The organism is Streptomyces scopuliridis RB72, assembly GCF_000718095.1.
GTDB lineage: Bacteria > Actinomycetota > Actinomycetes > Streptomycetales > Streptomycetaceae > Streptomyces > Streptomyces scopuliridis.
On record NZ_JOEI01000045.1, the window covers coordinates 1 to 22,131 of the forward strand.

The following is a 22,131-nucleotide window of genomic DNA, read 5'->3' on the forward strand; positions in this document are numbered from 1 at the left end:
ACCCCCTGCCGGGAGGCGCACCGCACCACGACCCCCTGCCGGGAGGCGCACCGCACCACGACCCCCTGCCGGGAGGCGCACCGCACCACGACCCCCCGCCGGGAGGCGCACCGCGTCCGGAACCGCTACTCGGACAGCGACAACGCCTCCGGCAATTCCGCCGCATGCAGGACGATCAGGCCCGACACGGCTCGCGTCAGAGCCACGTACAGCCGCCGGAGCCCCGTCCGCTCGTCCGGTTCGCCGTCGACCACCGCCGCCGGCTCGTCCAGGACCACGTAGTCGTACTCCAGGCCCTTCGCGAGGGATGCCGGGACCAGCGTCAGACGGGCCTCGGCCGTCGTCTCCTCGCCCGGGGAGAGGTACGGCAGCCCCGCCACCGTCAGTGCCTCCCGCAGCGCCGGGATACGGGCGTCCGCTGCGATCAGGCCCGTCGAGCCCTCGTGCGCGAGCGACTCCACGCAGGCGGCGACGACGGCCGCGTCCAGCTCGGACAGGCCGGTCGAACCCGCCGGCTCCGCCGGCCCCGCTGCGATCAGGCCCGTGGAGCCTTCGTGTGACAGCGACCCCGGCGACTCCCGTACCGACGCCACCTCCGCCAGCCCCGGCGCGATCGACGGCAGCAGTCTCGACGCGTACGCGATCACCTCGCGCGGCACGCGGAAGCCCGCCGTCAGTTCCTCCACCACCGCGTCGGTCTTGCCCAGGTGCCGCAGCGCGTCGGTCCAGCTCGCCGTCGCCCACGGCGTCGTCCCCTGCGCCAGGTCGCCCAGGACCGTCGCCGAGCCGGTCGAGCAGCGGCGGCCCACCGCGCGGTACTGCATGGGGGACAGGTCCTGCGCCTCGTCGAGGACCACGTGACCCAGTGAGTGGGTGCGGGCGATCAGGTCGCCCGCCTCGTCGATCAGGACCGCGTCCGCCGCCGACCACTTCGCCGACTTCACGCTCCGCACCGGCTTCGTCCAGAGGATCGTCTTCTGCTCGTCGGGCGTGAGGACGCCCTCCGCGTGCGCCGCGAGGAACTCCGCGTCGGAGAGCAGCCGCAGCACCAGCTTCGCCGGATCGACCGGCGGCCAGATGGCCTTGACCGCCGCCTTCACCGCCGGGTTGCGGGCCACCGCGTCCTGCACGCGGTCGTCGGGCGCCTCGCCCGCCTCCTCCATCCGTACGAGGACGGCGTGCGCGATCCGCTGTGGAAGGGCCTCGCGCGCGGCGCCGTACCGCATGTCCCGGGCGAGCAACTGCCCGACCATCTCTTCGAGTTCGTACACCGGCACCCGCCACCGCCGTGAGCCGCGTACGACCACGACCGGCTCGGCCGGCGGCGTGACGTGGGACCGTACGGCCCGGCGCAGGACCTCCGCCATGCGGGCGTCGCCCTTGATGACGGCGGCGGGCGCGGGGTCCGTGCCGCGTACGTCCACCGAGGCGACCAGACCGTCCACCGTCGCCTGCTTCACCTCCAACTCGCCCAGCGCGGGCAGGACTTGCTCGATGTAGTGGAGGAAGGAGGCGTTCGGGCCGATGACGAGCGTGCCGGTACGGGCCAGCCGCTCGCGGTGCGCGTACAGCAGATAGGCGACCCGGTGCAGACCGACGGCGGTCTTGCCGGTGCCGGGGCCGCCCTGGACGCAGACGGTGCCGCCGAGGCCGCTCCGTACGATCTCGTCCTGCTCGGGCTGGATCGTCGCGACGATGTCGCGCATCGGGCCGACGCGCGGCCGTTCGATCTCGGCCTGGAGCAGCTTGCTGGAGCGCGCGGTCTCGGCCGGGTCGGAGAGGTGCTCGTCCTCGTACGCGGTGATGTCGCCGGCCGTGTAGCCGAAGCGCCGGCGCAGTCCGACGTCCAGCGGGTCCTTCTTGGAGGCCCGGTAGAACGGCTGGGAGGCGGGGGCGCGCCAGTCGATGACCATGGGATCGCCGTCGGCGTCGTGGACATGGCGCCGGCCGATATAGAAGCGTTCCCCCTCGGCGCCCTCGGCCGCGTCCGCGCCCACGGGGTGCAGATAGTCGAGCCGGCCGAAGAAGAGCGGGGTGTGGGAGAGATCGGCGAGCGCCTTGATGCGGTCCTCGATCTGGGCCTCCAGGACGGCGGCGTTGACCCAGTTCGCGGTGACGTCGCGGATGTCGAGCGCCTGGACGTCCTCGCGCATGGCGCGGAGGGCGGAGCGGGAGGCGGCGAGGTGGGCACGTTCCCGCGCCAGGGGATCCGGGGGATCCAGCGGGTCGTCGGCGGGGGGCGTGGCGGGGTCAGGGGCGTGCGCGGACACGGTGATGCCTCCGGGGGCTTTACGCAGGCCGACGGGCCGCGCCTCGTCGGGCGACGGGCGGCGGTGGCCGTTCGGCGTGGATCACGTCATGGCGTTCGGCCGTCCGGTTTCCGTCCGGACGACGGCGCTCCGCGAGGGAGGCGGGCAAGGTGGGCGATTGTAGCCAGTGGGTGACGGGCAGGCGAATGTTTTTCCGCGGGGCCGGTGCCCGGGGCCTCCGGCGGGAGCCCCCGGCGGCGGGAGCGCGTCCGTCCTGCGGGCCATCCGCCGTCTCCACCCCGTAGGGGATGCCGTTGGACCGGAGTCGTACAGGGCCTCACACGAGGCTCAAACCGCAGAGCGATGACTCACACAGCGCACGTGCCCATCATGGATGTATGAGCACAGCAACCTTCACCCCGGCCCATGCCCCGCACGGTTCGCCGCTCCCCGGCGCGACCGCCACGGGTTCCGTTCCCCATCACGCCCACCACCTCGGCAACGCGCTGCGCGCCGTCAAGGTCTATGTGAGCGCCGCGTTCAACGTGGCCGTCCTCGGGGAGTACGCGGAGGAGGCGGGTATCAAGCGCCGCTGATCCGTACCGAGCGCCTGCGATCCGTAACCGAGCGCTGCGTATCCGTACCGAACGCCGCTGACGCGTATCGGGCGCCGTTGATCCGGATCGCGCCAACCGCGCGCCGCCTCGTCCCGCCGCGCTCCTGAGTAACGCCTCTGATCCACTAGGGTCGCGGCCGTGACCTACCGGACCGTGACGCCCCGTTCACTCGCCGCAGTGGGCGCGCTCGCCCTGTCGCTGGCCGCACTCGCCACTCTCTGCGTCGCCCGGCGCATCCCCATGGCCGACACACTCGTCTACCGTGCGGAAGGCGCTGCCGTCGTGGACGGCACCGACCTCTACGGGTTCACGGTCACCGAGTGGCAACTTCCCGCCACCTACCCGCCGTTCGCCGCGATCCTCTTCGTACCCACCACCTGGCTGCCCCTCGACGCCCTCAAGGTCGTCTTCGTCATCGGGAACGCCGCGCTGCTGGCGCTGCTCGTACGGCTGTCCTGGCGCTTCGCGGGGATGCCCGCCGGTCCCGTACCGCTGCTGGCCGCCGTCGCCGTGGGGCTCTGGCTCGAACCCGTCTTCCAGACCGTCCTCTTCGGACAGATCAACCTCGTACTCGTCTGCCTCGTCCTGTGGGACCTGTCGAGACCCGAGCACGCGCTCGGCAAGGGGTTCGCCCTCGGTGTCGCGGCGGGCATCAAGCTGACTCCGGCCGTCTTCATCGTGTATCTGCTGGTGACCGGGCGCGTACGGTCCGGACTGATCGCCCTGGCCTCCTTCACCGGCACGGTGCTGCTCGGGGCGCTCGTACTGCCCGAGGCGAGTGGCGAGTTCTGGACGACGCGCGTCTTCGAGACCGGCCGGGTCGGCAAGGCGTGGATCGTCGACAACCAGTCACTGCAAGGGATGCTGGGGCGCTTCCTGCACACCCCTGAGCCGGGTGTGGTGTGGGTGGTGGCCGCCGGGCTCACAGCTGTCGCCGGGTTGTGGATCGCGCGGCGGGCCGTCGTAGGGGCCGGGCTGGAGACCTGGGGTGTGCTGGTCACGGCGCTGACGGCGCTGCTCGTGTCGCCGATCAGCTGGTCGCACCACTGGGTGTGGTGCGTACCGCTGCTGGCGGTGCTGATCGCGGAGCGCCGGTTCCGTACGGCGGCGGCGGTCGGGGTGGTCTGGACGGCGCGCAGCTTCTGGATCGTGCCGCACGCCGGCGAACTGGACCTGCGGCTGCCGTGGTGGCAGCAGGTGCCGGCCTCGCCGTACCCGCTGTTCGCGCTGGGACTGCTGGCGTTCGCGGCGTGGCGGACGGGTCCGGGGGCGGGCAAGGGCTCCGCCCTCGTCCTTCCGGTGCAGCGCGCGGAGGCCGGTTCGGGGGTGAGTACCACGGCGGGTACGGGGTGAGTACGGGCGCCGAGGCGGGGCGCCCCGCCGCGGTGATGTCATCGGACCATGCGAACGACAACCACTGTCCCCTCCTCCACTCCCGAGCAGACCGCCGACCGCGGCGCACTCCTCGCTCTCCGGCTCTGGGCGCTGGGCGGTCTCGGGCTGCTGCTGGGCGGCTACGTCGTGACGGTCGTCATCGCCCTGACCGACGCGGTCGATCCGGCCGACGGCGTCGCAGGCGCGTACATCAGCGCGGGCTTCTGGTCCCTCCACCTGTCCGGGCTCGTCGGCCTGGCCGCCGCGGCGCTGCCGGCGGGCTCGATGCTGCGGGGCGTGCGGTGCGGGGCGGTGGTGGCGCAGTACGTACTGCTCGCGGCGGGGCCGGTGCTGGCGCTGATGGACTGAGGGCCGGGGCCGGGGCCGGGGGTCGGGGGTCGGCTGAGTCTCAGCCCTCAGCTCTCGGCCAGCAGCTCGTCCGCGTCCACGATCCGGTACGCGTAGCCCTGCTCCGCCAGGAACCGCTGGCGGTGCGCCGCGAAGTCCTGGTCGATGGTGTCGCGGGCGACGACCGAGTAGAAGCGGGCCTCGTGACCGTCCGCCTTCGGACGCAGGACACGGCCCAGGCGCTGGGCCTCCTCCTGGCGGGAGCCGAACGTACCCGAGACCTGGATCGCGACCGTCGCCTCCGGCAGATCGATCGAGAAGTTCGCGACCTTCGACACGACCAGCACCGAGATCTCGCCCTGCCGGAACGCCTCGAAGAGCTTCTCGCGCTGCGCGTTGCTGGTCTCGCCCTTGATGACGGGGGCGTCCAGATGCTCGCCCAGTTCGTCGAGCTGGTCGATGTACTGGCCGATGACGAGCGTCTGCTCGCCGCGGTGCTTGCGTACCAGCGCCTCCGTCACCTTCCGCTTCGTCGCGGTCGTCGCGCAGAAGCGGTACTTCTCCTCCGTCTCGGCCGTCGCGTACGCCAGGCGCTCGCTGTCGGTCAGATTGACCCGTACCTCGACACAGTCCGCGGGAGCGATATAGCCCTGCGCCTCGATCTCCTTCCACGGCGCGTCGAACCGCTTCGGCCCGATGAGCGAGAAGACGTCCGACTCGCGGCCGTCCTCCCGTACGAGCGTCGCCGTCAGCCCGAGACGGCGGCGGGCCTGGAGGTCGGCGGTGAACTTGAAGACGGGCGCGGGCAGCAGATGCACCTCGTCGTAGATGACCAGGCCCCAGTCGCGGGAGTCGAACAGCTCCAGGTGCGGATAGACGCCCTTACGGCGGGTGGTCAGCACCTGGTACGTGGCGATGGTGACCGGGCGGATCTCCTTCTTCGTACCGCTGTACTCGCCGATCTCGTCCTCGGTCAGTGACGTGCGCTTCACCAGCTCGTGCTTCCACTGGCGGGCCGAGACGGTATTGGTCACCAGAATCAGCGTCGTCGCCTTGGCCTCGGCCATCGCACCGGCCCCGACCAGGGTCTTTCCCGCGCCACAGGGCAGCACGATCACACCTGAACCGCCGTGCCAGAACCCCTCGACGGCCTGCTTCTGGTACGGGCGCAGCGCCCAGCCGGTCTCGTCCAGCTCGATGGCGTGCGCCTCGCCGTCGACATAACCGGCGAGATCCTCGGCCGGCCAGCCCAGCTTGAGGAGCGTCTGCTTGATCTGGCCGCGCTCCGAGGGGTGGACGGCGACGGTGTCCGGGTCGATGCGGTTGCCGACCAGCGGCTGGACCTTCTTGGAACGGAGGATCTCCTCCAGCACGGGACGGTCCGTGGAGGTCAGGACGAGACCGTGGGAGGGGTGCTTGGAGAGGGTGAGCCGGCCGTAACGGGCCATCGTCTCGGCGACATCGACGAGCAGCGCGTGCGGCACGGGATACCGGGAGTACTCCACGAGCGCGTCGACCACCTGCTCGGCGTCATGCCCGGCGGCGCGGGCGTTCCACAGCCCGAGCGGGGTCAGCCGGTAGGTATGGATGTGCTCGGGCGCGCGCTCCAGCTCGGCGAACGGCGCGATGGCGCGGCGGCAGGCGTCGGCCTGCTCGTGGTCGACTTCGAGCAACAAGGTCTTGTCGCTCTGGACGATGAGGGGTCCGTTCACGCGCGGCTGCCTTTCGGGATGGCTCTGCACGGCCAAATGACCAGTGGCCAAATGACCAGTGTCGCGCATCTTCGGCGGATCGGGGGCGGGGGGCGCGGATCCGGGGCGGGGCCGCGTATTCGTGGCGGGCGGGGGCATCTGGGGTCTATGACCGCGGAGACGGAAAGGCCCAAGCCGGCGAAGGCTGTCGCAGGGGGTACCTCGTGGGGGCGTGCGGGGCGTGCGGGGCGTGCGAGGCGCGCGGCGTTGCGGATTCTCATCATGACGGTGGCGCTGGTCGCCCTGACGGGGTTCGCGGCGGTGCTGGCCGAACTGACGCTGACGCCGTCCCCCGCGTCGGAGGACATCGCGGGGGCGAATCTCAGTCCGGGGCACTCGCTGAGGCAGTACGCGGAGGACTACACGTTCCTCGCGGCGTGCAAGCAGATCGGCGGCAATCTGCTGATGGGGGCGCCTTTCGGGCTGATCCTTCCGGTGCTGGTGCCGCGCAGGCTGCGGATGGTGCGGGTGGTGACGCTGACGGTGGTGGTGATGGTGCTGGTGGAGCTGGCGCAGGGGGCGGTGGTGCGGGGGCGGGCGTTTGATGTGGATGACGTGATTTTGAACACGGGGGGTGCGGTGATCGCGTATGTGGTGGTGGGGAGGGTGATTGGGCGGCGGTTCCACGCGTTGGGCGAGGGGGGCGCGAGGGGCGCGGCGGGCGCGCCGGGTGCGGGTGCGGGTGCGTCCGCCGGGCGGAAGTCGGCGGCGAGGCGGCGGCCGAAGGGTAAGCCGAGGGCGGCTGCGGCGAAGGCCGGCACGAAGGCTCGGGCCAAGGCGAAGCGGTCCGGCTCGGCGCCTGCCGGGTCTTGGCGTGCGCGGCTTGGCAGGCTTGGGCGGCGCTGAGGGGGTGCGGGTTCCGGGGTGCGGTCGCGTGCGTTGTGGTGCCGGGGGCCGGGGTCTCCGGAGGTACATGTCCGGACGGCATGATTTACGGCGCGTACCGGGCCACAGTCAGGACACGGGCGTCCGCGCGCCACACATCACGCTTCAGTGTCCGGACACGCACCTCCTCCGACCTCGGCCCCCTCCCGCCGGTGGTCGCCCGCGCCTGCCGCCCCGGGGCCTGTGGGTGGGGCGCCTGTCGTATCGATGACCACGGGGAGTGTCCCGGGCCCTCGCAGACACTGACCCAGCCGCCCGTGGAGACCCTTCGCTGCGACTGCCCATGACGAAGTGTCCGGTGCCCCTGACGTTCTGGGTGCGGTCTTTCCGGCGGCGAACCGTGCCCTCAAAAAGTCACGCCGGGTCGTCCGCCAGTTCTGCCACTCCCGTGATGCGGTGCAGCGGGTACGTGCGGACCTCGTCCGCCGTGTGGTCGTAGCCCGTGACGTAGCCGCCCTCCACCCGTACCGGGGCGATGACGCGTTGGCTGGCCGCGCCGTCCGCGTTGACGTAGCCGATCCAGACCGCTGAGCCGGTCATGGCGGCGGCCTGGACCGTGGCGAGGGTTTCGGCGGAGGTGGTGCGGGGGAGGGCGCCGTTTCTGGACGCGGCTGCCGCGGAGGCCAGGGCGGCCGAGCCTGAGCCGGAGGGTTCGGGGACCGGTTTGTGGACGACCGTGGCGGCCAGGTCGCCCGCGCGGATCGCCTTCACCGCCGCGCTGAGCAGCGTCGTGTCCGGGGTGGCGGGTCCGTCCGGGACCGGGGCGGGGGCCGTTCTGGGTGGGGTGCGGTGGGCGTGGGCGCGGGTGATCATGACGTCGCCCTCGGCCGACTCCGCTGCCGGTGCGAAGCCCATGACGCGCAGCCCGTCGAGCAGGGTCACCGCGTCGGCGTGGGCGGCCAGCACGGTCGGGGCGAGGCGGCGCAGCCGCAGGCCCTGGGAGCGCTTGTCGGCCAGGATCTCGTCGAGTACGGCCTCGTCGTCGCAGCGTACGTACGCGGAGGCCGCGCCGACCCGGAGGTGGCCGTGCTTACGGGCCACGTCGTCGATGAGGTAGGCGAGCGGCTGGGGGACGGGCGTACGGCTGTGGTTCCTGAGGAAGTCGTGCAGGTCGGAGGCCGACTGCCCGGCGTCGAGCGCGCGGCGTACGGAGCCGGGGGTGAAGCGGTAGACGGTCGCCCCGCCCTTCGACTCGACCTCGGCGGCGATGGCCAGCAGTTCGGCCAGCGGGCGCAGGAGCGGGCCGGGCGCCACGGCGGTCAGGTCGGCCTGGAGGAGGACATGGTCGAGCGGTTCGGGGAGGAGGGGCGCCAGGGCTCGGGCGGCTCGGAGGCCCGTGGCGGTCAGTTCAGCGGGGGTGCGGGCGCCGTCGGCTGTGGCGGCCGGTTCGCCGTCGGTGGCGTCCGGTGCCAGCAGCGCACGCGCATGCGACGCCAGCGCCCCCCTGCCCGTGATGCCCAGCATCTCCGCCTCGTTCAGGGTCCACGCCGCCAGCCGTGCCCGCAGATCGTCATGCCGGCCGGTGCCGGACGCGCCGCGCAGGGGGCGTTCCCAGCGCAGCCGGGCGAGCAGCGATTCCGGGTCGGGGGCCGTGCCCTCGGGGAGGGTGGCGAGGAGGTCGAGGATCCGGCGTCGTACCTCGGGCGCGGCGCCGCGGTCCAGGTCGGGGCCGAGCGCGGCGAGCGTACGGCCCTTGGAGTCCTGGCCGCCGACCAGACCGGCCGTGCGGGTCGCCGTCAGCCAGGCCGTGGCGAGCCGGGCCCAGCGTTCCGGGGCGGGCAGTTCCTGCCAGTCGTCGTAGGCGGGCGTCGGGGCGTACCGTTCGTCGGTTTCGCCGTCGGCCGCCAACAGCCCTGCCGTATAGGCGAGTTCGACCCAGAACGCGGCTACGGGCTCGGTGACGTCGAGCGCGGTGGCGGTGCGCTTGAGGTCGCGTACGGACAGGCCGCCGGCGCGCAGGACGTTCGGGCCGCCCTCGTTCCAGTCCTTGGCCAGTTCCTCGATGGTGGCGAGCGCGGTGTACGCCTGCCCGGCCGCCGTGTTGTCCACAACCTGTGGACGGGCGCCGGTGCTCGCGTCCGAGGCGCGGGGCGCGACGGTGGGTGCCACGGGCTCCGGCGTACGGTGCGCGCGCCCGGCGCGCAGATGCAGCGCCGCCTCGCGCGGCAGGACGACCGTACGGGTGGTCGCGGGCAGCAGCAGCCCGCGGTCGCGCAGCCACTGCACGGGCGGGGTGGGGCTGGAGGTGACCTCGCCGTACGGCGGCCCCCACACCAGCCGGTCCAGCACCGACAGAGCCTCCACGGGAGCGGTGTCGAGCAGCGCCGCCATCCGCGTCCGGTCGGTGAAGAGCCCGGTGAGCGAGGCCACGGCGGAGACCGGATCGTGCGTGGAGGGCAGCCCGGCGGCGGTCAGGATCTCCTGGAGCCGGCCCGGCGACATGCCCGCGGTGGCCTCGGCGACCGTCGGGCCGAGCCCGGTCGGCGAGGGGTGGGTGGGGGAGGGGGCGAGCAGCTCGCGGGCGGTGCGTACCAGCCGCAGCCGGTCGTCCGCGCCCCAGATCAGCGCCCGGTCGCGCAGCGTCTCCACGGCGCGCGGCAGGACCGCCTCGATCTCCGGGTCGCCCTCGTCGCCGGTCAGCAGCGCGCGCAGCGTGTCGTACGGCGCGGGCTCCGTGGCGACGGCCAGGGCCTCCGCGGTCTGGAGCGTGAACCGGTCGAGCCGCTCCAGCGCCCGTACGACGGAGGCGCGGGTGCCCGCGCGCGTCGCGAGCTGCGAGAGGTCGCTCGGTACGGGGCTGAGCAGATCGGGGCGGGCACGCAGCAGCGCGACGAGTGATCCGTCGCCCTGGGTGCGCAGGGCCTCCGCGAGCGTACGCGGTGGCGTACCGCCGGTTCCTTCTGGCACGTGCGCCTCCTGGTCAGGCTTCGCGGGTCCCCATCCGTTCCACGTTAGCCCCTGGGAGGCGCTCAGCCCGCGCCCCCGGGCCATGGGGGCGCCGCCGCGCCTTCTTCGTACTTGATGTACGGCTGGATGTGCGGGTGGATGTACGGGGTGGACGTACGGGGGTGACTTCGACACGATCGCCTACGGGTAACGGGTATCCGTCGTGATGGGCGGCTGCCGGGCGTGCTTGTGCGGAGGACTGTGTGGGGATCGAGAGCGATCAGCTGGTCTATGACTATCTGAGCCGCGTGGGAGACGAGGCTCAGCAGCGGCATCTGCCCTCCGGGGACCGGATGCGGCTGGTGTCGTCGCTGCGGAACGAGATCGACAAGCAGCGCGGGAAGGCCGGCGGGGACAGCCCGGCGGCCGTACGCCGCATCCTGGGGCGGCTGGGGACACCGGACGCGGTGGTACAGGCGGCCTCCGAGGGCGCCTCGGGCGACGACGCCCCCACGCGAGCCCCGGAACCGCCGCAGCCCGTGCTGCCGGAGCAGCGGACCCGCCGGGTGAAGGGGGCCAGGAGACTGGTCATCCCGGAGCAGGCGTCGGAGTCGCCCGCCCCCGCGATGCCCGCCGCGTCGCCGCCGCACCTGGCGGGGATGGACGAGCTGGGCCCGCCCGGCGGCAGTCAGCCCGACTGGTGGCGGATCGAACCGGGGCCGATGGGCTCGGCCGAGCACGTGCCGGGGTTCGTGGGCGGGGTCGAGATCCCCGACATACTCAAGCCACCGCCGAAGCCGAAGGAGAAGCCGGACAAGACGGCGGAGGGCGCCGAGGCCGAGGACGGGGACGCGACGGAGGACCGGGCGGAGGAGGCGGCGCATGGCGCCGGCCGTCGCCGATGGCGCCCCCGGCTGTCGCGCCGGGACCGGGGCCGGAGCGCGGAGAAGGAGAAGCGGGCCGGCGGACTCTCCAACCCGTTCCTGCTGCTCGCCGCCGCGCTGCTGGTCGCCGGAGCGGTGTTCGGCTCCTGGCCGGCCCTGGGCGGCGGCTGGCTCCTCGCGTATGCCTCCCGCACGCTCTCCCGCGCCGAGGCGAAATGGGCGGTCTTCGGCCTCCCCGGGGTCTCGGCCGCAGGGGGTCTGGTCTGGCTCTGGGGCCGGCTGGACGGCCGCTGGGGCGAGGCGATCCCGCAGGACGGGATGGCCGAGGCCCTGTCCAGCGCCTGGCCGGTGGTGCTCCGTACGGCGGCGGTGACCTCCGCGCTGTATCTGGTCTGGCGCGCGCGGCGTAAGCAAGCGCGGTAGGTCGCAGGACGCTTCCGGCTGGCGAGCGGCCGTCTTCTGGAAAGCGATTATCCGCCTGTCTCAGTCGAGCGGCGGCCCCTTCCTGACCGGCAATCTGGAGGACATCAAGATCGTCGGAGCCAACAGCCACACCAATGGTGCGGGTCCGGACCGCCAGGACGACGATCTGTTCTCGTCCGAGCACGCCAACCACGCCATCGGGGTGATCAACGCGGTGAACGCCCTCTGACGGGCTGACGGGCTTGTGCCGTCCAGGGCGTCGGTCTGCCGAGCAGGCCGACGCCCTGGACCGCCGGAAAAGGTCTAAAGCGGCTCGGCGTTCCGCATACGCTCTTCGGTCCAGTACGTGCCGACGTCCTTGGTCGGCTCCGGGACGGTGTGGACCGTCACGCCATCCGGAGAACGCGGGGTGTCCGGGGTATCCGGCGACCCCGCACTGGCCATCTTGAAGCCTGCCACCGTGGCGGTGATGGCCGCGACGAGGCCCACGGGAACGGCCAGCGTGCGAATCCGGCTGCGGCGCCCCGCGCCTGCGGCCTTCTTCCGCTGGTCGGACATGGCCGCACCCACTCCCTCAGCAAGGCGACATCCGCGATCAACGGCTCGGTTCGAACACCTTATACGCCCCAACTCAACCACGCAGCGGGCGCGTTCGGGCAGCTCCGGTAGTCAGAGGCTGTAACCAGCTCCGCCGTCACGACGTCCACGGCCGCCGACGTAGGGCATGCCGCAGGCCCTGTGACGGACCGCGTGAAGATCAGAGACAACGCCGGGTTCGAGGGCCAACCCACCGGGGACGACGGCGACGGCCCGCGCCCCGGTTGGCGCACCGGACCGGCCGGTTTCCGCCTCCACCACTCACACCACCGTTAAGGCGACGACCCCGGCCGGTACGGCGCCCCCGGCACCACCAGCGGCGATCCCGTCACCGGGTCCGGGACCACCACCGACTCCAGGCCGAAGACCTCCCGTACCAGCTCGGCCGTCACGACCTCCCCCGGCCGCCCCTCCGCCACGATCCGTCCCGCCTTCATCGCGACCAGGTGATCCGCGTACCGCGCCGCCTGGTTGAGGTCGTGGAGCACGATCACGACCGTACGGCCCTGGTCGTGGTTGAGGCGGCGGACCAGGTCGAGGACCTCCACCTGGTGCGCGATGTCCAGGAACGTCGTCGGCTCGTCCAGCAGCAGCAGATCCGTCTCCTGCGCGAGCGCCATCGCGATCCACACCCGCTGGCGCTGGCCGCCCGACAGTTCGTCCACCGAGCGGTCGGCGAGGGCCGTCACGTCCGTACGCTCCATCGCGTCCGTGACCGCGCGCTCGTCCTCGTCCGACCACTGCTGCCACCAGTGCTGGTGCGGCTGACGGCCGCGCGAGACCAGGTCGGCGACCGTGATGGCCTCCGGGGCGACCGGCGACTGCGGGAGCAGGCCGATCGACTGGGCGATCTTCCGGGTCGGGATCCGCGCCAGCTCCGTACCGTCCAGCAGTACGGAACCGCCCCGCGGCTTCAGCAGCCGGCCGAGCGCGCGCAGGGTCGTCGACTTGCCGCAGGCGTTCGGGCCGACGATCACCGACACCTGTCCGTCGGGGACGGCCAGGTCCAGTTCGTGGACGACCGTGCGGTCCTCGTAGGCGAGCGTCAGCTCGCGGGCGACGATCCTGCTCATGCCTTGCCTCCTGCGGTACGGCCGGTACGGCCGCGGACGATCAGCCAGATCAGATACGGGGCGCCGACCGCCGCCGTCAGTACACCCACCGGGAGTTCGGTCGGGGACAGCAGCCTGCGGGCCAGCAGATCGGCGAGCACGACGATCACCGCGCCCATCAGCGCCGAACAGAGCAGCGGGATCTGCGCGGTACGGGTCATGCGCCGGGCGATCTGCGGCGCCAGCAGCGCCACGAAGTCCACCGGGCCCGCCGCGCCCGTCGCGACCGACGCCAGCACCACACCGAGCAGGACGAGCCCGAGCCGTACGCGGCCGAGCCGTACGCCCAGGGCCGTGGCGGTGTCGTCGTCCATCGAGACCGTGCGCTGCGCGTACGCCGCCCACAGCACCGCGGGCACCAGCGCGAGCAGCAGCCAGCCGAGCGGCGCGGCGGAGTCCCAGCCCCGGCCGTTGAGCGAGCCGGTCATCCAGACCTGGGCCTGCTGGGCGACCAGATAGTCGCCCTTGGTCAGGAAGAGCGTGGTGATGGAGCGCAGGGCGATCGCGAAGCCGATACCGATGAGTACGAAGCGGGTGGCGTGCAGCCCACCGCGCCAGGCGAAGACGTACACCAGCGCCGCCGCGACGATGCCGCCGGCGACGGAGAGATACGGAAGGACGGTGTACGAGGTGACGCCGAAGGTCATCGCGCCGACCGTGAGCGCGCTCGCGCCCTGGCTGATGCCGATGATGTCGGGGCTGGCGAGCGGGTTGCGGGCGACGGTCTGGATCAGCGCGCCCGCGATGCCGAACGCGAGCCCGACCAGCAGCCCGACCACCATGCGCGGCAGCCGCAGGGTGCCGACCACCAGCTCGTTCGCCGCGGGCTGTCCGAGGAGCACCTTCAGGACCTCGGACGGTGGTACGAAGCTCTCGCCGACGCTCAGATACGCCACGCACACGGCCGCCAGCGCGACGGCGAGCGCGCCCGCCATGGCCGCCGCCCGGCGGTGCAGCAGGAACGAGGCGCGTCCGATCCGTACCCGCGTATAGCCCGCCGGCCGGATCCCGTCCGCCCCGGCGACGCTCTCCGGGGCCTCCTTGAGGGCCGTCGTCATGCCGGCACCGCCTTCCGGCGTACGAGAGCGACCAGGAACGGCACTCCGAGCAGGGCCGTCATCACACCAGCGGGGACCTCGCTCGGCGGGAAGACGATCCGCCCGATCACATCGGAGACCAGCAGCATCACCGGGCCGATCAGGGCCGCCATCGGCAGCACCCAGCGATGGTCCGAGCCGACGATCGCTCGGGCGATATGCGGAACGGCGAGACCGATGAAGGCGATCGGTCCCGCCGCCGCGACCGCCACTCCGGTCAGTACGGTCGCGCCGAGGCCGCCGACGATCCGGACGGCCGCGACGTTCTGGCCCAGGCCCTTCGCCACGTCCTCGCCGAGGGCCAGGGCGTCCAGGCCGCGGGCCACGGATATCACCAGTACGGTGCCGAGCACCAGGAACGGCCAGACCTGACCGGCCACTTCGGCGTCCCGGCCCGCGATCGAGCCCACCTGCCAGAAGCGGAACTCGTCCAGCGTCGCCGCGCTCGTCGTCAGCACGCCCATCGTCACGGACACCAGCAGCGCGTTGATCGCCGCGCCGCCGAGGGCGAGTTTGACCGGGGTCGCGCCGCCGCGTCCGCTGGAGGCGATCGCGTACACCGCCACCGACGCCACCGCCGCGCCCGCGAAGGCGTACCAGACATAGCCGGAGAGCGTGTGCACCCCGGCGAAGGCGATGGCCAGGACGACGCCCACGGAGGAGCCCTGGCTGATGCCGAGGATGCCGGGGTCGGCGATCGGGTTGCGGGTGATGCCCTGGAGGACGGTGCCGGCCAGGGCGAGCGCGGCGCCCACCATCAGCCCGATCAGCGTGCGCGGCACCCGCAGTTGGCGGATGACCTCGGCGTCGTCGCTGTGGCCGCCGTACAGCAGCGCGTCGACGACGGCGGAGGGAGCGACGGCGCGCGCCCCGACCGCGAGACTCAGCAGGACCGACAGCAGCACGGCCACGACGGCTGCCGCCGTCCAGCCGATACGGCGGGCGACCAGGGCGTGTCTGGTGCTGTGGATCGGCGGGGCGGCGGCTGGCATCGGAACCAATCGGACGGTGCGGCAGGACGGCGGAGGGCGGACGGCGATGGTTAGGCTTGGCTAAGTCTAAGCACCCGATTCCGGCCATCCGCCGGGGCCCGATGCCCGTACCGGCAGCCTGGGCACAATGGCCCCATGGCTTCCCTCACGGCTCGGCAACCGCTCACCGTCGGCTTCGACCTCGATATGACCCTGATCGACTCACGGCCCGGCATTCGCGCCGTCTACCAGGCGCTCTCCGAGGAGACCGGGGTCCCGATCGACGCCGATCTCGCGGTCACCCGGCTCGGGCCGCCGCTCGAACAGGAGCTGGCGCACTGGTTTCCGGAGGAACAGGTCGCTGAAGTGGCCGACCGTTACCGGGAGATCTATCCCACATTCGCGATCCCGCCGACGCGGGCGATGCCCGGCGCTCAGGAGGCCATCGCCGCCGTCCAGGCGCTGGGCGGGCGCGCGATCGTCATCACGGCCAAGCACCAGCCGAACGCCGAACTCCACCTCACCCACCTCGGGATCAAGCCGGATGTGGTGATCGGCTGGCTGTGGGCCGAGGCCAAGGGCGAGGCGCTGCGGGAGTACGGCGCGTCGGTGTTCGTCGGCGACCACATCGGGGACGTACGGGGGGCGCACACCGCCGACGCGCTGGCGGTCGCCGTACCGACCGGGCCGTGCGACGAGGAGGCGCTGCGCAGGGCCGGAGCCGAGGTGATCCTGCCCGGCCTGACGGCCTTCCCCGCCTGGCTGGAGGGTTACGCGGCCGGCCTGGCCCGCCGGCGCTGAGCGGCGATCGAGCGCAGCACGCCCGCGGCGGCGATCAGGAAACCCACACCCATCAGCATGCAGACGGCGTAGGCGACGGACGGGAAGGGCTCGGAGCCGAGGAACAGCGGCGCGACGGTGATCAGGGTCGCGAGGGCGCCGACGATGAAGACGATCGCGCCGATACGGACCAGCCCGTCGCCGGGTCCGGCCTCTTCCGTCGCACGGGGTTCAGGAGTAGCAGTCACGCCACCAGGGTAGTTCCCTGCGGAAAGCAGCGGACAGGAACCATCCGGCGACGTCTTGTCACCAGCCCCTGGACCATTAGCCTTGGTGGTGGCGGGTCGATGGACCCGCTGTAGTGCTATCCAGAGCCGTTTTTGTGCGCGCCAGGGGGTGTCGACATCCTCCGGCGCCCCAACGAGTACGAGGACGAGGACAGACGTGCCTACCGGCAAGGTCAAGTGGTTCAACAGCGAGAAGGGCTTCGGCTTTCTCTCCCGCGACGACGGCGGCGACGTCTTCGTGCACTCGTCGGTCCTCCCCGCCGGAGTCGACGCGCTCAAGCCAGGCCAGCGCGTGGAGTTCGGCGTGGTAGCGGGACAGCGCGGTGACCAGGCGCTCTCGGTGACCGTCCTCGACCCGACACCCTCGGTCGCGGCGGCCCAGCGCCGCAAGCCCGACGAACTGGCCTCGATCGTCCAGGATCTGACGACGCTGCTGGAGAACATCACGCCGATGCTGGAGCGCGGGCGCTATCCCGACAAGGCGCAGGGCGCGATGATCGCCGGCCTGCTGCGCGCGGTGGCGGACCAGCTGGACGTGTGACCGGGGCGGGTGAGCCGGGCATGTGATCCGGGCGTGTGATCCGGATGGGCAGGTCAGACGAAACGCAGCGCGTCGTGGCCGAGGGGCGGTACGAGCCCCTCGGCCGCGGCGCGGGTGAGCAGCCCGCGGACCGCCGCGTAGCCGTCCTCACCCAGATCCGCGGTGAACTCGTTGACGTACAGCCCGATGTGCTGGTCCGCCACCGCCGGGTCCATCTCCTGGGAGTGCGCCAGTACGTACGGCCGTGAGGTCTCCGGATCGTCCCAGGCCATCCGGACGGACCTGCGGATCGACTCGGCCAGCAGCTGGAGCACCTCGGTGCCCAGCGAGCGCTTCGCGATGATCGCGCCGAGCGGGATCGGCAGCCCGGTCGTGGACTCCCAGTGCTCGCCCATGTCGGCGAGGCGGTGCAGCCCGTAATCCTGATAGGTGAAGCGCGCCTCGTGGATGACGAGTCCGGCGTCCACCTTGCCGTCGCGTACCGCGGGCATGATCTCGTGGAAGGGCAGCACGACGACCTTGCCCACCCCGCCGGGGAGCACATCCGCCGCCCACAGCCGGAAGAGCAGATAGGCCGTGGAGCGCTCGCTCGGTACGGCGACGGTCCTGCCGGTCAGATCGGCGCCCGGCTCCTTCGTCAGCACCAGCGGTCCGCAGCCCCGGCCCAGCGCGCCGCCGCAGGGCAGCAGGGTGTACTCGTCCAGGACCCAGGGCAGCACGGCGTACGAGACCTTCAGTACGTCGAACTCCCCCCGCTCCGCCATGCCGTTGGTGATGTCGATGTCCGCGAACGTGACGTCGATATCGGGCGCGCCGGTGACCCTGCCGTGTGCCCAGGCCTCGAAGACGAAGGTGTCGTTGGGGCAGGGCGAGTAGGCGATCTGCAGCGGCTGCGGGGTCATGACGGCTCCTCGAATACGGGGGTGAGCAGCGTGAACGCGTACCGCAGCGCGTCCAGCGCCCCGCCGATCCGCCAACTGGCGCGGTCGCGCGGGCCGACGGTGTTGGAGATCGCGCGGATCTCGGCGCACGGTACGGAGTGGGCGGCGGCGGCCTCCGCGACCCCGAAGCCCTCCATCGCCTCGGCGGCGGCGCGCGGATGACGCGCGGTCAGCTCGGCGGTGCGGGCGGCCGTGCCGGTCGCGGTGGTGACGGTGAGGATGGGCGCGAGGACCGAGTGGACCCGCGGATCGGCGTCCAGGGCCTTTGACAGCCGGGCGGTCAGCGCGGCCGGCGGTGAGTGGACGCTACGGCCGAAACCCAGCTCCTCGACCGGCAGATAGCCGTCGGGGGTCTCGGCGCCCAGATCCGCGGCGATGATCGTGTCCGCGACGACGAGCGAGCCGAGCGGGGCGTGGGGCGCGAAGCCGCCGCCGATACCGGCGGAGATGACGAGATCGTACGGAGGGTCGTACGGGGAGGCCGCCAGCGCCGTCGCCGTGGCGACCGCGGCCGCCACCGGTCCCGCGCCGCCCGCCAGGACCTCCACCACCGGTATCCGCACGGACCCGGGCCTCGGCGTGAACTGCGCGTGGGTCGTCATCTCGTACCCACCCGTCAGCTCCCGGACACCGGCGCCCGCGAACCGGCCGAGGCCCGCGGCGACGGAGTCCGCCTCCGCGGCCACCGCCGTGACGACAAGTACACGCATGGCGGGAGCCTCCAGGGGCGCCCGGCCTCCGGGGCCGTACCGGCCGCCGGATCACCGGGTCGGTCAGGAATTCTTCTTCTTGAACTCGAAGTGCCAGATGCCGGTCAGCGTCTTGCCGTTGGTCTCCACGATGCTGACCTGCGTGTCGCTCGTGGTCTCGCCGGTCTGGGTGGAGAAGAAGGCGTTGCCGGGGATGGTCCGGTAGGTCTTCTTGTACGGCTCCTGCTCGGCCTGCTGGCCGTTGATGAAGAGCGTCCAGCCGTGCTCGGCGATCGTCGGGTCGACCCCGAAGCGGACCTTGTCGTCCATCGCGATCTCGACGACCTTCTCCGCCTTCTTGTTCAGGCAGGGCTGGATGTCGGCGGTCTTGATCGCCTTGCCGTCGTTGTAGCAGGCCGCCGCGGTGTTGATCGAGCTGTCACCGACCGTCACGGTCGCGAGCGGCGTCGGCTTTTCACAGGCGGCGAGGACGAGGAGCCCGGCGGACACCGCGCCGAGGGCGGCGCCGGCCCGGCGGGACCTACCAGAGAAGAACGCAACGGTCATGGGGCGAAGGCTATCGGTCGCCCGCGTCCACGCCGCGAGGGGGTACGGCGAGCCGTCGACCGGACGTACCGTGCTCGCCGCGGGCCGGTGTCACGCGACGCGGGCGTGGGCCGTGCCGCGACGGGCCGCGGTCAGCAGTCCGCGTACGGCGGTGATCGCGCCGATCCCGACGATCGCCGCGGCGACCGACATCCCCAGCACGCCGTTGAGCGGCAGCGCGATACCGATCGCGCCGCCCACCACCCAGGACATCTGGAGCAGCGTCTCGGAGCGGGCGAAGGCGGAGGTCCGTACCTGCTCGGGGACGTCCCGCTGGATCACCGCGTCCAGGGAGAGCTTCGACAGGGCCTGGGTGAATCCGGCCACCGCGCAGAGCACCGCCATCATCACGCCGCCGAACAGGAGCGCCGCGACGATCGCCGCGGAGAGGGCGATGCCCAGGACGGTGGCGATGATCAGCTCCGGACCACGGGCCTTCAACCAGGCGCCGACCGCCGTTCCCAGAGCGTTGCCCGCGCCGGCGGCGACGCCGACGATGCCCAGGGAGACGACGGCGCTGTAGCCGGAGAGCGGATGCTCGCGCAGCAGGAAGGCGAGGAAGAAGGTCAGAAAGCCGGAGAGGGCGCGGTGGGACGCGTTCGCCTGGAGGCCGTGCAGCACCGCCGGGCCGACCGTACGCAGCGAGGGCTTCCTCTTCTCCCCCTGGACGACCGTGACCAGCCGCGCCCTGCGTTCGCCCTTCGCGGAGTCGACCTTGCCCGGCAGCGTGAACGCCAGGAACGTTCCGGCGAGAAAGATCAGACACGCGCCGTACAGCGGCCACTTCGGACCGATCTGATGCAGCCCCGCGCCGATCGGCGCCGCGATACCGGTGGCCAGCAGCCCGGCCAGCGTGACCCGGGAATTGGCCCGTACCAGCGAGAAACGGGGCGGCAGCAGCCGGGGCACGACCGCGCTGCGGACCACCCCGTACGCCTTCGACGCCACGAGCACCCCGAGCGCCGCCGGATACAGCTCCAGACTGCCCGTGATGACGGCGGTCGACATCAGGATCGCGAGCGCGGCCCGGGTGAACATGGCGCAGGCCATGGCGGCGCGGCGGCCGTGCGGGAGATGGTCGAGGAGCGGGCCGATGACGGGGGCGAGCAGGGTGAAGGGCGCCATCGTGACGGCGAGATAGAGGGCGACGCGGCCCCGCGCCTCGTCCGTCGGCACGGAGAAGAAGACCGTGGACGCGAGCGCGACGGTGATCATGACATCGCCCGCGCCGTTCACCGCGTGCAGCTCGATCAGCTTGCCGAGCCCCGACTCACCCGCGCCGTGCGCGTGGGTGGCCTTGCGGATTCCCCTCGCCCCGGCGGTGAAAGGGAGCCGCAGGGCATGACCGATGGCCCGCCCGGCCCTCCGGAGCGGGCCGGCCGTACGCGTGTCGGACGACCTGACGGCTGCCACCTCGTCATAGTGCCCCAAGGGCCCCTGGTGCGAACCGAACCCGGGCGTGACGGGGCCGTGACGGTGCCATGAAGGACGAGCCGCCGGGGGGCACCGGCGAGCCGGGGAGAGTTCACCGGCCGGTACCGGAGCGGAGAGCTCCGGCGCCGGGGCCGCGGGCGCGCCCGGAATCTCTCCCGGGTGGTCTCCCGGGTGGATCCGAACACATTGTCGGCCTCCCACCATGGGGTTTCTCCGGGTCACGGCCTGGTTGCGGTGTGGTCCGAAGTCCGGGAAAGACGGCGTGCAGGTGGGCGGGGGGCGAGAGAGGGGGTAGCGTGCGTAGCGCGCCACCGGCGGTTGTTCTCGGCCGCGCGCCTCTTCGTCATCCCGCAGAATGGATAACGATAGGTGTGCCCGAGGAGAGATCGGGCGTGGACGTCGATGCGGCCCTCTGGTCCGCTCCGCCCTCGGCTCGTACATCGCGATTCGGCCGGCGCACCCGTGAGACGGCGTAGGAGAGAAGCGAGACCTGTGAGTGCTGCGACGACGCGAAGCCGAACCCCCGACCGCCTGTGCGCCGAGGCGGTAGACCTCGCCAGGTCGGCTGCCGAGGAGGCCGCCGCGCCCGGCGTCGTCGGGGAACATGTCTCGGTGGTGGCGGACGGAGACCGGGTCGTCACGCACTTCTTCGAGTGCAAGGAGCCCGGCTACCGAGGCTGGCGCTGGGCGGTGACGGTGGCGCGGGCATCCCGCGCGAAGGTCGTCACGCTGGACGAAACGGTGCTCCTGCCGGGCCCCGACGCCCTGCTGGCCCCTGAGTGGGTGCCCTGGAGCGAGCGGCTGCGGCCCGGAGACATGGGCCCCGGCGATCTGCTGCCCACCGAGGCGGAGGACCTGCGGCTGGAGCCCGGCTACTCCGGTGCGGACACACCGCCGCCGAACTCCGTGCTGCCGGATGTGGTGACCCCGCAGAACCTCGCGGACCTCGTCGAGGCGGAGGACGCGGGGCCGGACCTGGAACCGACCGGCCGCGCGGGCACGTCGCCCGCGCCCGAGCGTGGCTCGATCGCGTCGGTCGCCGAGGAGCTCGGCATGCGCCGGGCACGGGTGCTGTCGCGGTACGGGCTGCACGCGGCGGCGGACCGCTGGGACGAGGCGTTCGGCGCGAAGACCCCGATGGCGCAGGCGGCTCCCGCGCCCTGCGTGACCTGCGGCTTCCTGCTGCCGCTGGCGGGCTCGCTGCGGCAGGCCTTCGGCGTCTGCGCGAACGAGTTCTCGCCGGCGGACGGGCGGGTCGTGTCGCTGGCGTACGGGTGCGGGGGGCACTCCGAGGCGGCGGTGATGCCGAAGCCGCCGCGGCGGGCGGCGCCGGTGCTGGACTCGATGGCGACGGACGCGTTCCCGCTGAGACCGTCGGCGGACAGCGGGTCGGTGATCACGGCGGAGGACGAGTCGGAGGACCTGGGTCACTCTTAGCCTTCCGGCTGGAGGCCGTGGGGCCGGGGTGCGGTGCGCCGTCCGGCGGGGGGCGTGGTGCGGTCGTCTGTGGCCTGGGGCCGGTGGTCGGGTGCGGGTTGTTGCCGGGTGGCGCTCCGGGGTTCGCGCCCGGGACGGCATGATTTACGGCGCGCAGCTGGCCTGACGATGGGTTCGGGCGTTCGTGCGCCACAAATCACGCTTTAGTGTCCCGGACACGAC

The 22,131-nt window shown here is 72.3% G+C and carries 20 protein-coding genes; 8 read left to right on the top strand and 12 right to left on the bottom strand.

The window, feature by feature from the left end:
* Positions 1-125: 125 nt before the first annotated feature.
* Positions 126-2,270, bottom strand: a complete 2,145-nt coding sequence (locus IF11_RS0135190; protein ID WP_051746476.1) for a HelD family protein — start codon at positions 2,268-2,270, stop codon at positions 126-128.
* A 377-nt stretch (positions 2,271-2,647) separates the two neighbouring features.
* Between IF11_RS0135190 and IF11_RS0135195 the strand changes: the two genes are divergently transcribed.
* From IF11_RS0135195 to IF11_RS0135205, 3 genes are all read left to right on the top strand, one after another.
* Positions 2,648-2,845: a hypothetical protein gene (locus IF11_RS0135195; protein ID WP_030355882.1), complete on the top strand. Its 198-nt coding sequence runs from the start codon at positions 2,648-2,650 to the stop codon at positions 2,843-2,845.
* 159 nt (positions 2,846-3,004) lie between these two features.
* Entirely contained in the window at positions 3,005-4,219 is a 1,215-nt protein-coding gene (locus IF11_RS0135200) for a glycosyltransferase 87 family protein (protein WP_051746477.1), read from the top strand.
* Positions 4,220-4,267: 48 nt separating this feature from the next.
* Complete coding sequence (locus IF11_RS0135205; protein ID WP_030355884.1) at positions 4,268-4,609, top strand: hypothetical protein; 342 nt, start codon at positions 4,268-4,270, stop codon at positions 4,607-4,609.
* A 47-nt stretch (positions 4,610-4,656) separates the two neighbouring features.
* On the opposite strand, the gene IF11_RS0135210 is transcribed toward IF11_RS0135205, so the two are convergent.
* On the bottom strand, positions 4,657-6,300 hold the full coding sequence (locus IF11_RS0135210) for a DNA repair helicase XPB (protein ID WP_030355885.1): 1,644 nt from the start codon (positions 6,298-6,300) through the stop codon (positions 4,657-4,659).
* A 261-nt stretch (positions 6,301-6,561) separates the two neighbouring features.
* On the opposite strand from IF11_RS0135210, the gene IF11_RS39705 reads away from it, so the two are divergent.
* Positions 6,562-7,185, top strand: a complete 624-nt coding sequence (locus IF11_RS39705; protein WP_244888274.1) for a VanZ family protein — start codon at positions 6,562-6,564, stop codon at positions 7,183-7,185.
* A gap of 393 nt (positions 7,186-7,578) precedes the next feature.
* On the opposite strand, the gene IF11_RS0135220 is transcribed toward IF11_RS39705, so the two are convergent.
* Positions 7,579-10,215, bottom strand: a complete 2,637-nt coding sequence (locus IF11_RS0135220) for a helicase-associated domain-containing protein (RefSeq protein WP_078491086.1) — start codon at positions 10,213-10,215, stop codon at positions 7,579-7,581.
* A gap of 158 nt (positions 10,216-10,373) precedes the next feature.
* Between IF11_RS0135220 and IF11_RS0135225 the strand changes: the two genes are divergently transcribed.
* Positions 10,374-11,417 (top strand): hypothetical protein, encoded by a 1,044-nt coding sequence (locus IF11_RS0135225; protein WP_030355888.1) that lies wholly within the window; start codon positions 10,374-10,376, stop codon positions 11,415-11,417.
* Positions 11,418-11,720: 303 nt separating this feature from the next.
* Here the strand turns inward: IF11_RS0135225 and IF11_RS0135230 are convergent, their stop codons facing one another.
* From IF11_RS0135230 to IF11_RS0135245, 4 genes are all read right to left on the bottom strand, one after another.
* Positions 11,721-11,975, bottom strand: coding sequence for a hypothetical protein (locus IF11_RS0135230; RefSeq protein WP_030355889.1), 255 nt, complete (start codon positions 11,973-11,975; stop codon positions 11,721-11,723).
* A 311-nt stretch (positions 11,976-12,286) separates the two neighbouring features.
* Positions 12,287-13,087, bottom strand: a complete 801-nt coding sequence (locus tag IF11_RS0135235; RefSeq protein ID WP_030355890.1) for an ABC transporter ATP-binding protein — start codon at positions 13,085-13,087, stop codon at positions 12,287-12,289.
* Positions 13,084-14,184, bottom strand: coding sequence for a FecCD family ABC transporter permease (locus tag IF11_RS0135240; RefSeq protein ID WP_030355891.1), 1,101 nt, complete (start codon positions 14,182-14,184; stop codon positions 13,084-13,086). Before IF11_RS0135240 ends, IF11_RS0135235 begins: the two co-directional genes overlap by 4 nt.
* A complete protein-coding gene (locus tag IF11_RS0135245; RefSeq protein WP_030355892.1) occupies positions 14,181-15,215 on the bottom strand; it encodes a FecCD family ABC transporter permease in 1,035 nt (344 codons plus the stop codon). The genes IF11_RS0135240 and IF11_RS0135245 overlap by 4 nt, the downstream gene beginning before the upstream one ends.
* Positions 15,216-15,350: 135 nt before the next feature.
* Between IF11_RS0135245 and IF11_RS0135250 the strand changes: the two genes are divergently transcribed.
* Positions 15,351-15,995, top strand: coding sequence for an HAD family hydrolase (locus tag IF11_RS0135250; protein WP_030355893.1), 645 nt, complete (start codon positions 15,351-15,353; stop codon positions 15,993-15,995).
* On the opposite strand, the gene IF11_RS0135255 is transcribed toward IF11_RS0135250, so the two are convergent.
* A complete protein-coding gene (locus IF11_RS0135255; RefSeq protein ID WP_030355894.1) occupies positions 15,965-16,222 on the bottom strand; it encodes a hypothetical protein in 258 nt (85 codons plus the stop codon). The two genes, IF11_RS0135250 and IF11_RS0135255, sit on opposite strands and share 31 nt — an antisense overlap.
* Positions 16,223-16,418: 196 nt before the next feature.
* Here IF11_RS0135255 and IF11_RS42835 point away from each other — a divergent pair, with 196 nt between their 5' ends.
* Positions 16,419-16,802 carry a cold-shock protein gene (locus IF11_RS42835; protein ID WP_030355895.1) on the top strand — a complete coding sequence of 128 codons (384 nt, stop codon included), beginning with the start codon at positions 16,419-16,421 and terminating at the stop codon, positions 16,800-16,802.
* A 53-nt stretch (positions 16,803-16,855) separates the two neighbouring features.
* On the opposite strand, the gene IF11_RS0135265 is transcribed toward IF11_RS42835, so the two are convergent.
* The 4 genes from IF11_RS0135265 to IF11_RS0135280 all read right to left on the bottom strand — a co-directional run bounded on the left by IF11_RS0135265 (position 16,856) and on the right by IF11_RS0135280 (position 20,451).
* Positions 16,856-17,704: a 1,4-dihydroxy-6-naphtoate synthase gene (locus tag IF11_RS0135265; protein ID WP_030355896.1), complete on the bottom strand. Its 849-nt coding sequence runs from the start codon at positions 17,702-17,704 to the stop codon at positions 16,856-16,858.
* Entirely contained in the window at positions 17,701-18,453 is a 753-nt protein-coding gene (locus tag IF11_RS0135270) for a futalosine hydrolase (protein ID WP_030355897.1), read from the bottom strand. Before IF11_RS0135270 ends, IF11_RS0135265 begins: the two co-directional genes overlap by 4 nt.
* 63 nt (positions 18,454-18,516) lie before the next feature.
* Positions 18,517-18,999 (bottom strand): hypothetical protein, encoded by a 483-nt coding sequence (locus tag IF11_RS0135275; RefSeq protein ID WP_030355898.1) that lies wholly within the window; start codon positions 18,997-18,999, stop codon positions 18,517-18,519.
* Positions 19,000-19,089: 90 nt separating this feature from the next.
* The gene (locus IF11_RS0135280; protein WP_030355899.1) at positions 19,090-20,451 is read right to left on the bottom strand and encodes an MFS transporter; all 1,362 of its coding nucleotides are present in this window, start codon (positions 20,449-20,451) and stop codon (positions 19,090-19,092) included.
* Between the two features lie 513 nt (positions 20,452-20,964).
* On the opposite strand from IF11_RS0135280, the gene IF11_RS0135285 reads away from it, so the two are divergent.
* Positions 20,965-21,909, top strand: coding sequence for a DUF3027 domain-containing protein (locus tag IF11_RS0135285; protein WP_030355900.1), 945 nt, complete (start codon positions 20,965-20,967; stop codon positions 21,907-21,909).
* Positions 21,910-22,131: the final 222 nt, after the last annotated feature.

Excerpts from the sequence above, each read along its gene's own strand:
- IF11_RS0135195 (WP_030355882.1), top strand. The coding sequence starts at position 2,648 with ATGAGCACAGCAACCTTCACCCCGGCCCATGCCCCGCACGGTTCGCCG.
- IF11_RS0135205 (WP_030355884.1), top strand. The coding sequence starts at position 4,268 with ATGCGAACGACAACCACTGTCCCCTCCTCCACTCCCGAGCAGACCGCC.
- IF11_RS39705 (WP_244888274.1), top strand. The coding sequence starts at position 6,562 with ATGACGGTGGCGCTGGTCGCCCTGACGGGGTTCGCGGCGGTGCTGGCC.
- IF11_RS0135220 (WP_078491086.1), bottom strand. The coding sequence starts at position 10,215 with ATGGCCCGGGGGCGCGGGCTGAGCGCCTCCCAGGGGCTAACGTGGAAC.
- IF11_RS0135230 (WP_030355889.1), bottom strand. The coding sequence starts at position 11,975 with ATGTCCGACCAGCGGAAGAAGGCCGCAGGCGCGGGGCGCCGCAGCCGG.
- IF11_RS0135235 (WP_030355890.1), bottom strand. The coding sequence starts at position 13,087 with ATGAGCAGGATCGTCGCCCGCGAGCTGACGCTCGCCTACGAGGACCGC.
- IF11_RS0135240 (WP_030355891.1), bottom strand. The coding sequence starts at position 14,184 with ATGACGACGGCCCTCAAGGAGGCCCCGGAGAGCGTCGCCGGGGCGGAC.
- IF11_RS0135245 (WP_030355892.1), bottom strand. The coding sequence starts at position 15,215 with ATGCCAGCCGCCGCCCCGCCGATCCACAGCACCAGACACGCCCTGGTC.
- IF11_RS0135250 (WP_030355893.1), top strand. The coding sequence starts at position 15,351 with ATGGCTTCCCTCACGGCTCGGCAACCGCTCACCGTCGGCTTCGACCTC.
- IF11_RS0135265 (WP_030355896.1), bottom strand. The coding sequence starts at position 17,704 with ATGACCCCGCAGCCGCTGCAGATCGCCTACTCGCCCTGCCCCAACGAC.
- IF11_RS0135270 (WP_030355897.1), bottom strand. The coding sequence starts at position 18,453 with ATGCGTGTACTTGTCGTCACGGCGGTGGCCGCGGAGGCGGACTCCGTC.
- IF11_RS0135275 (WP_030355898.1), bottom strand. The coding sequence starts at position 18,999 with ATGACCGTTGCGTTCTTCTCTGGTAGGTCCCGCCGGGCCGGCGCCGCC.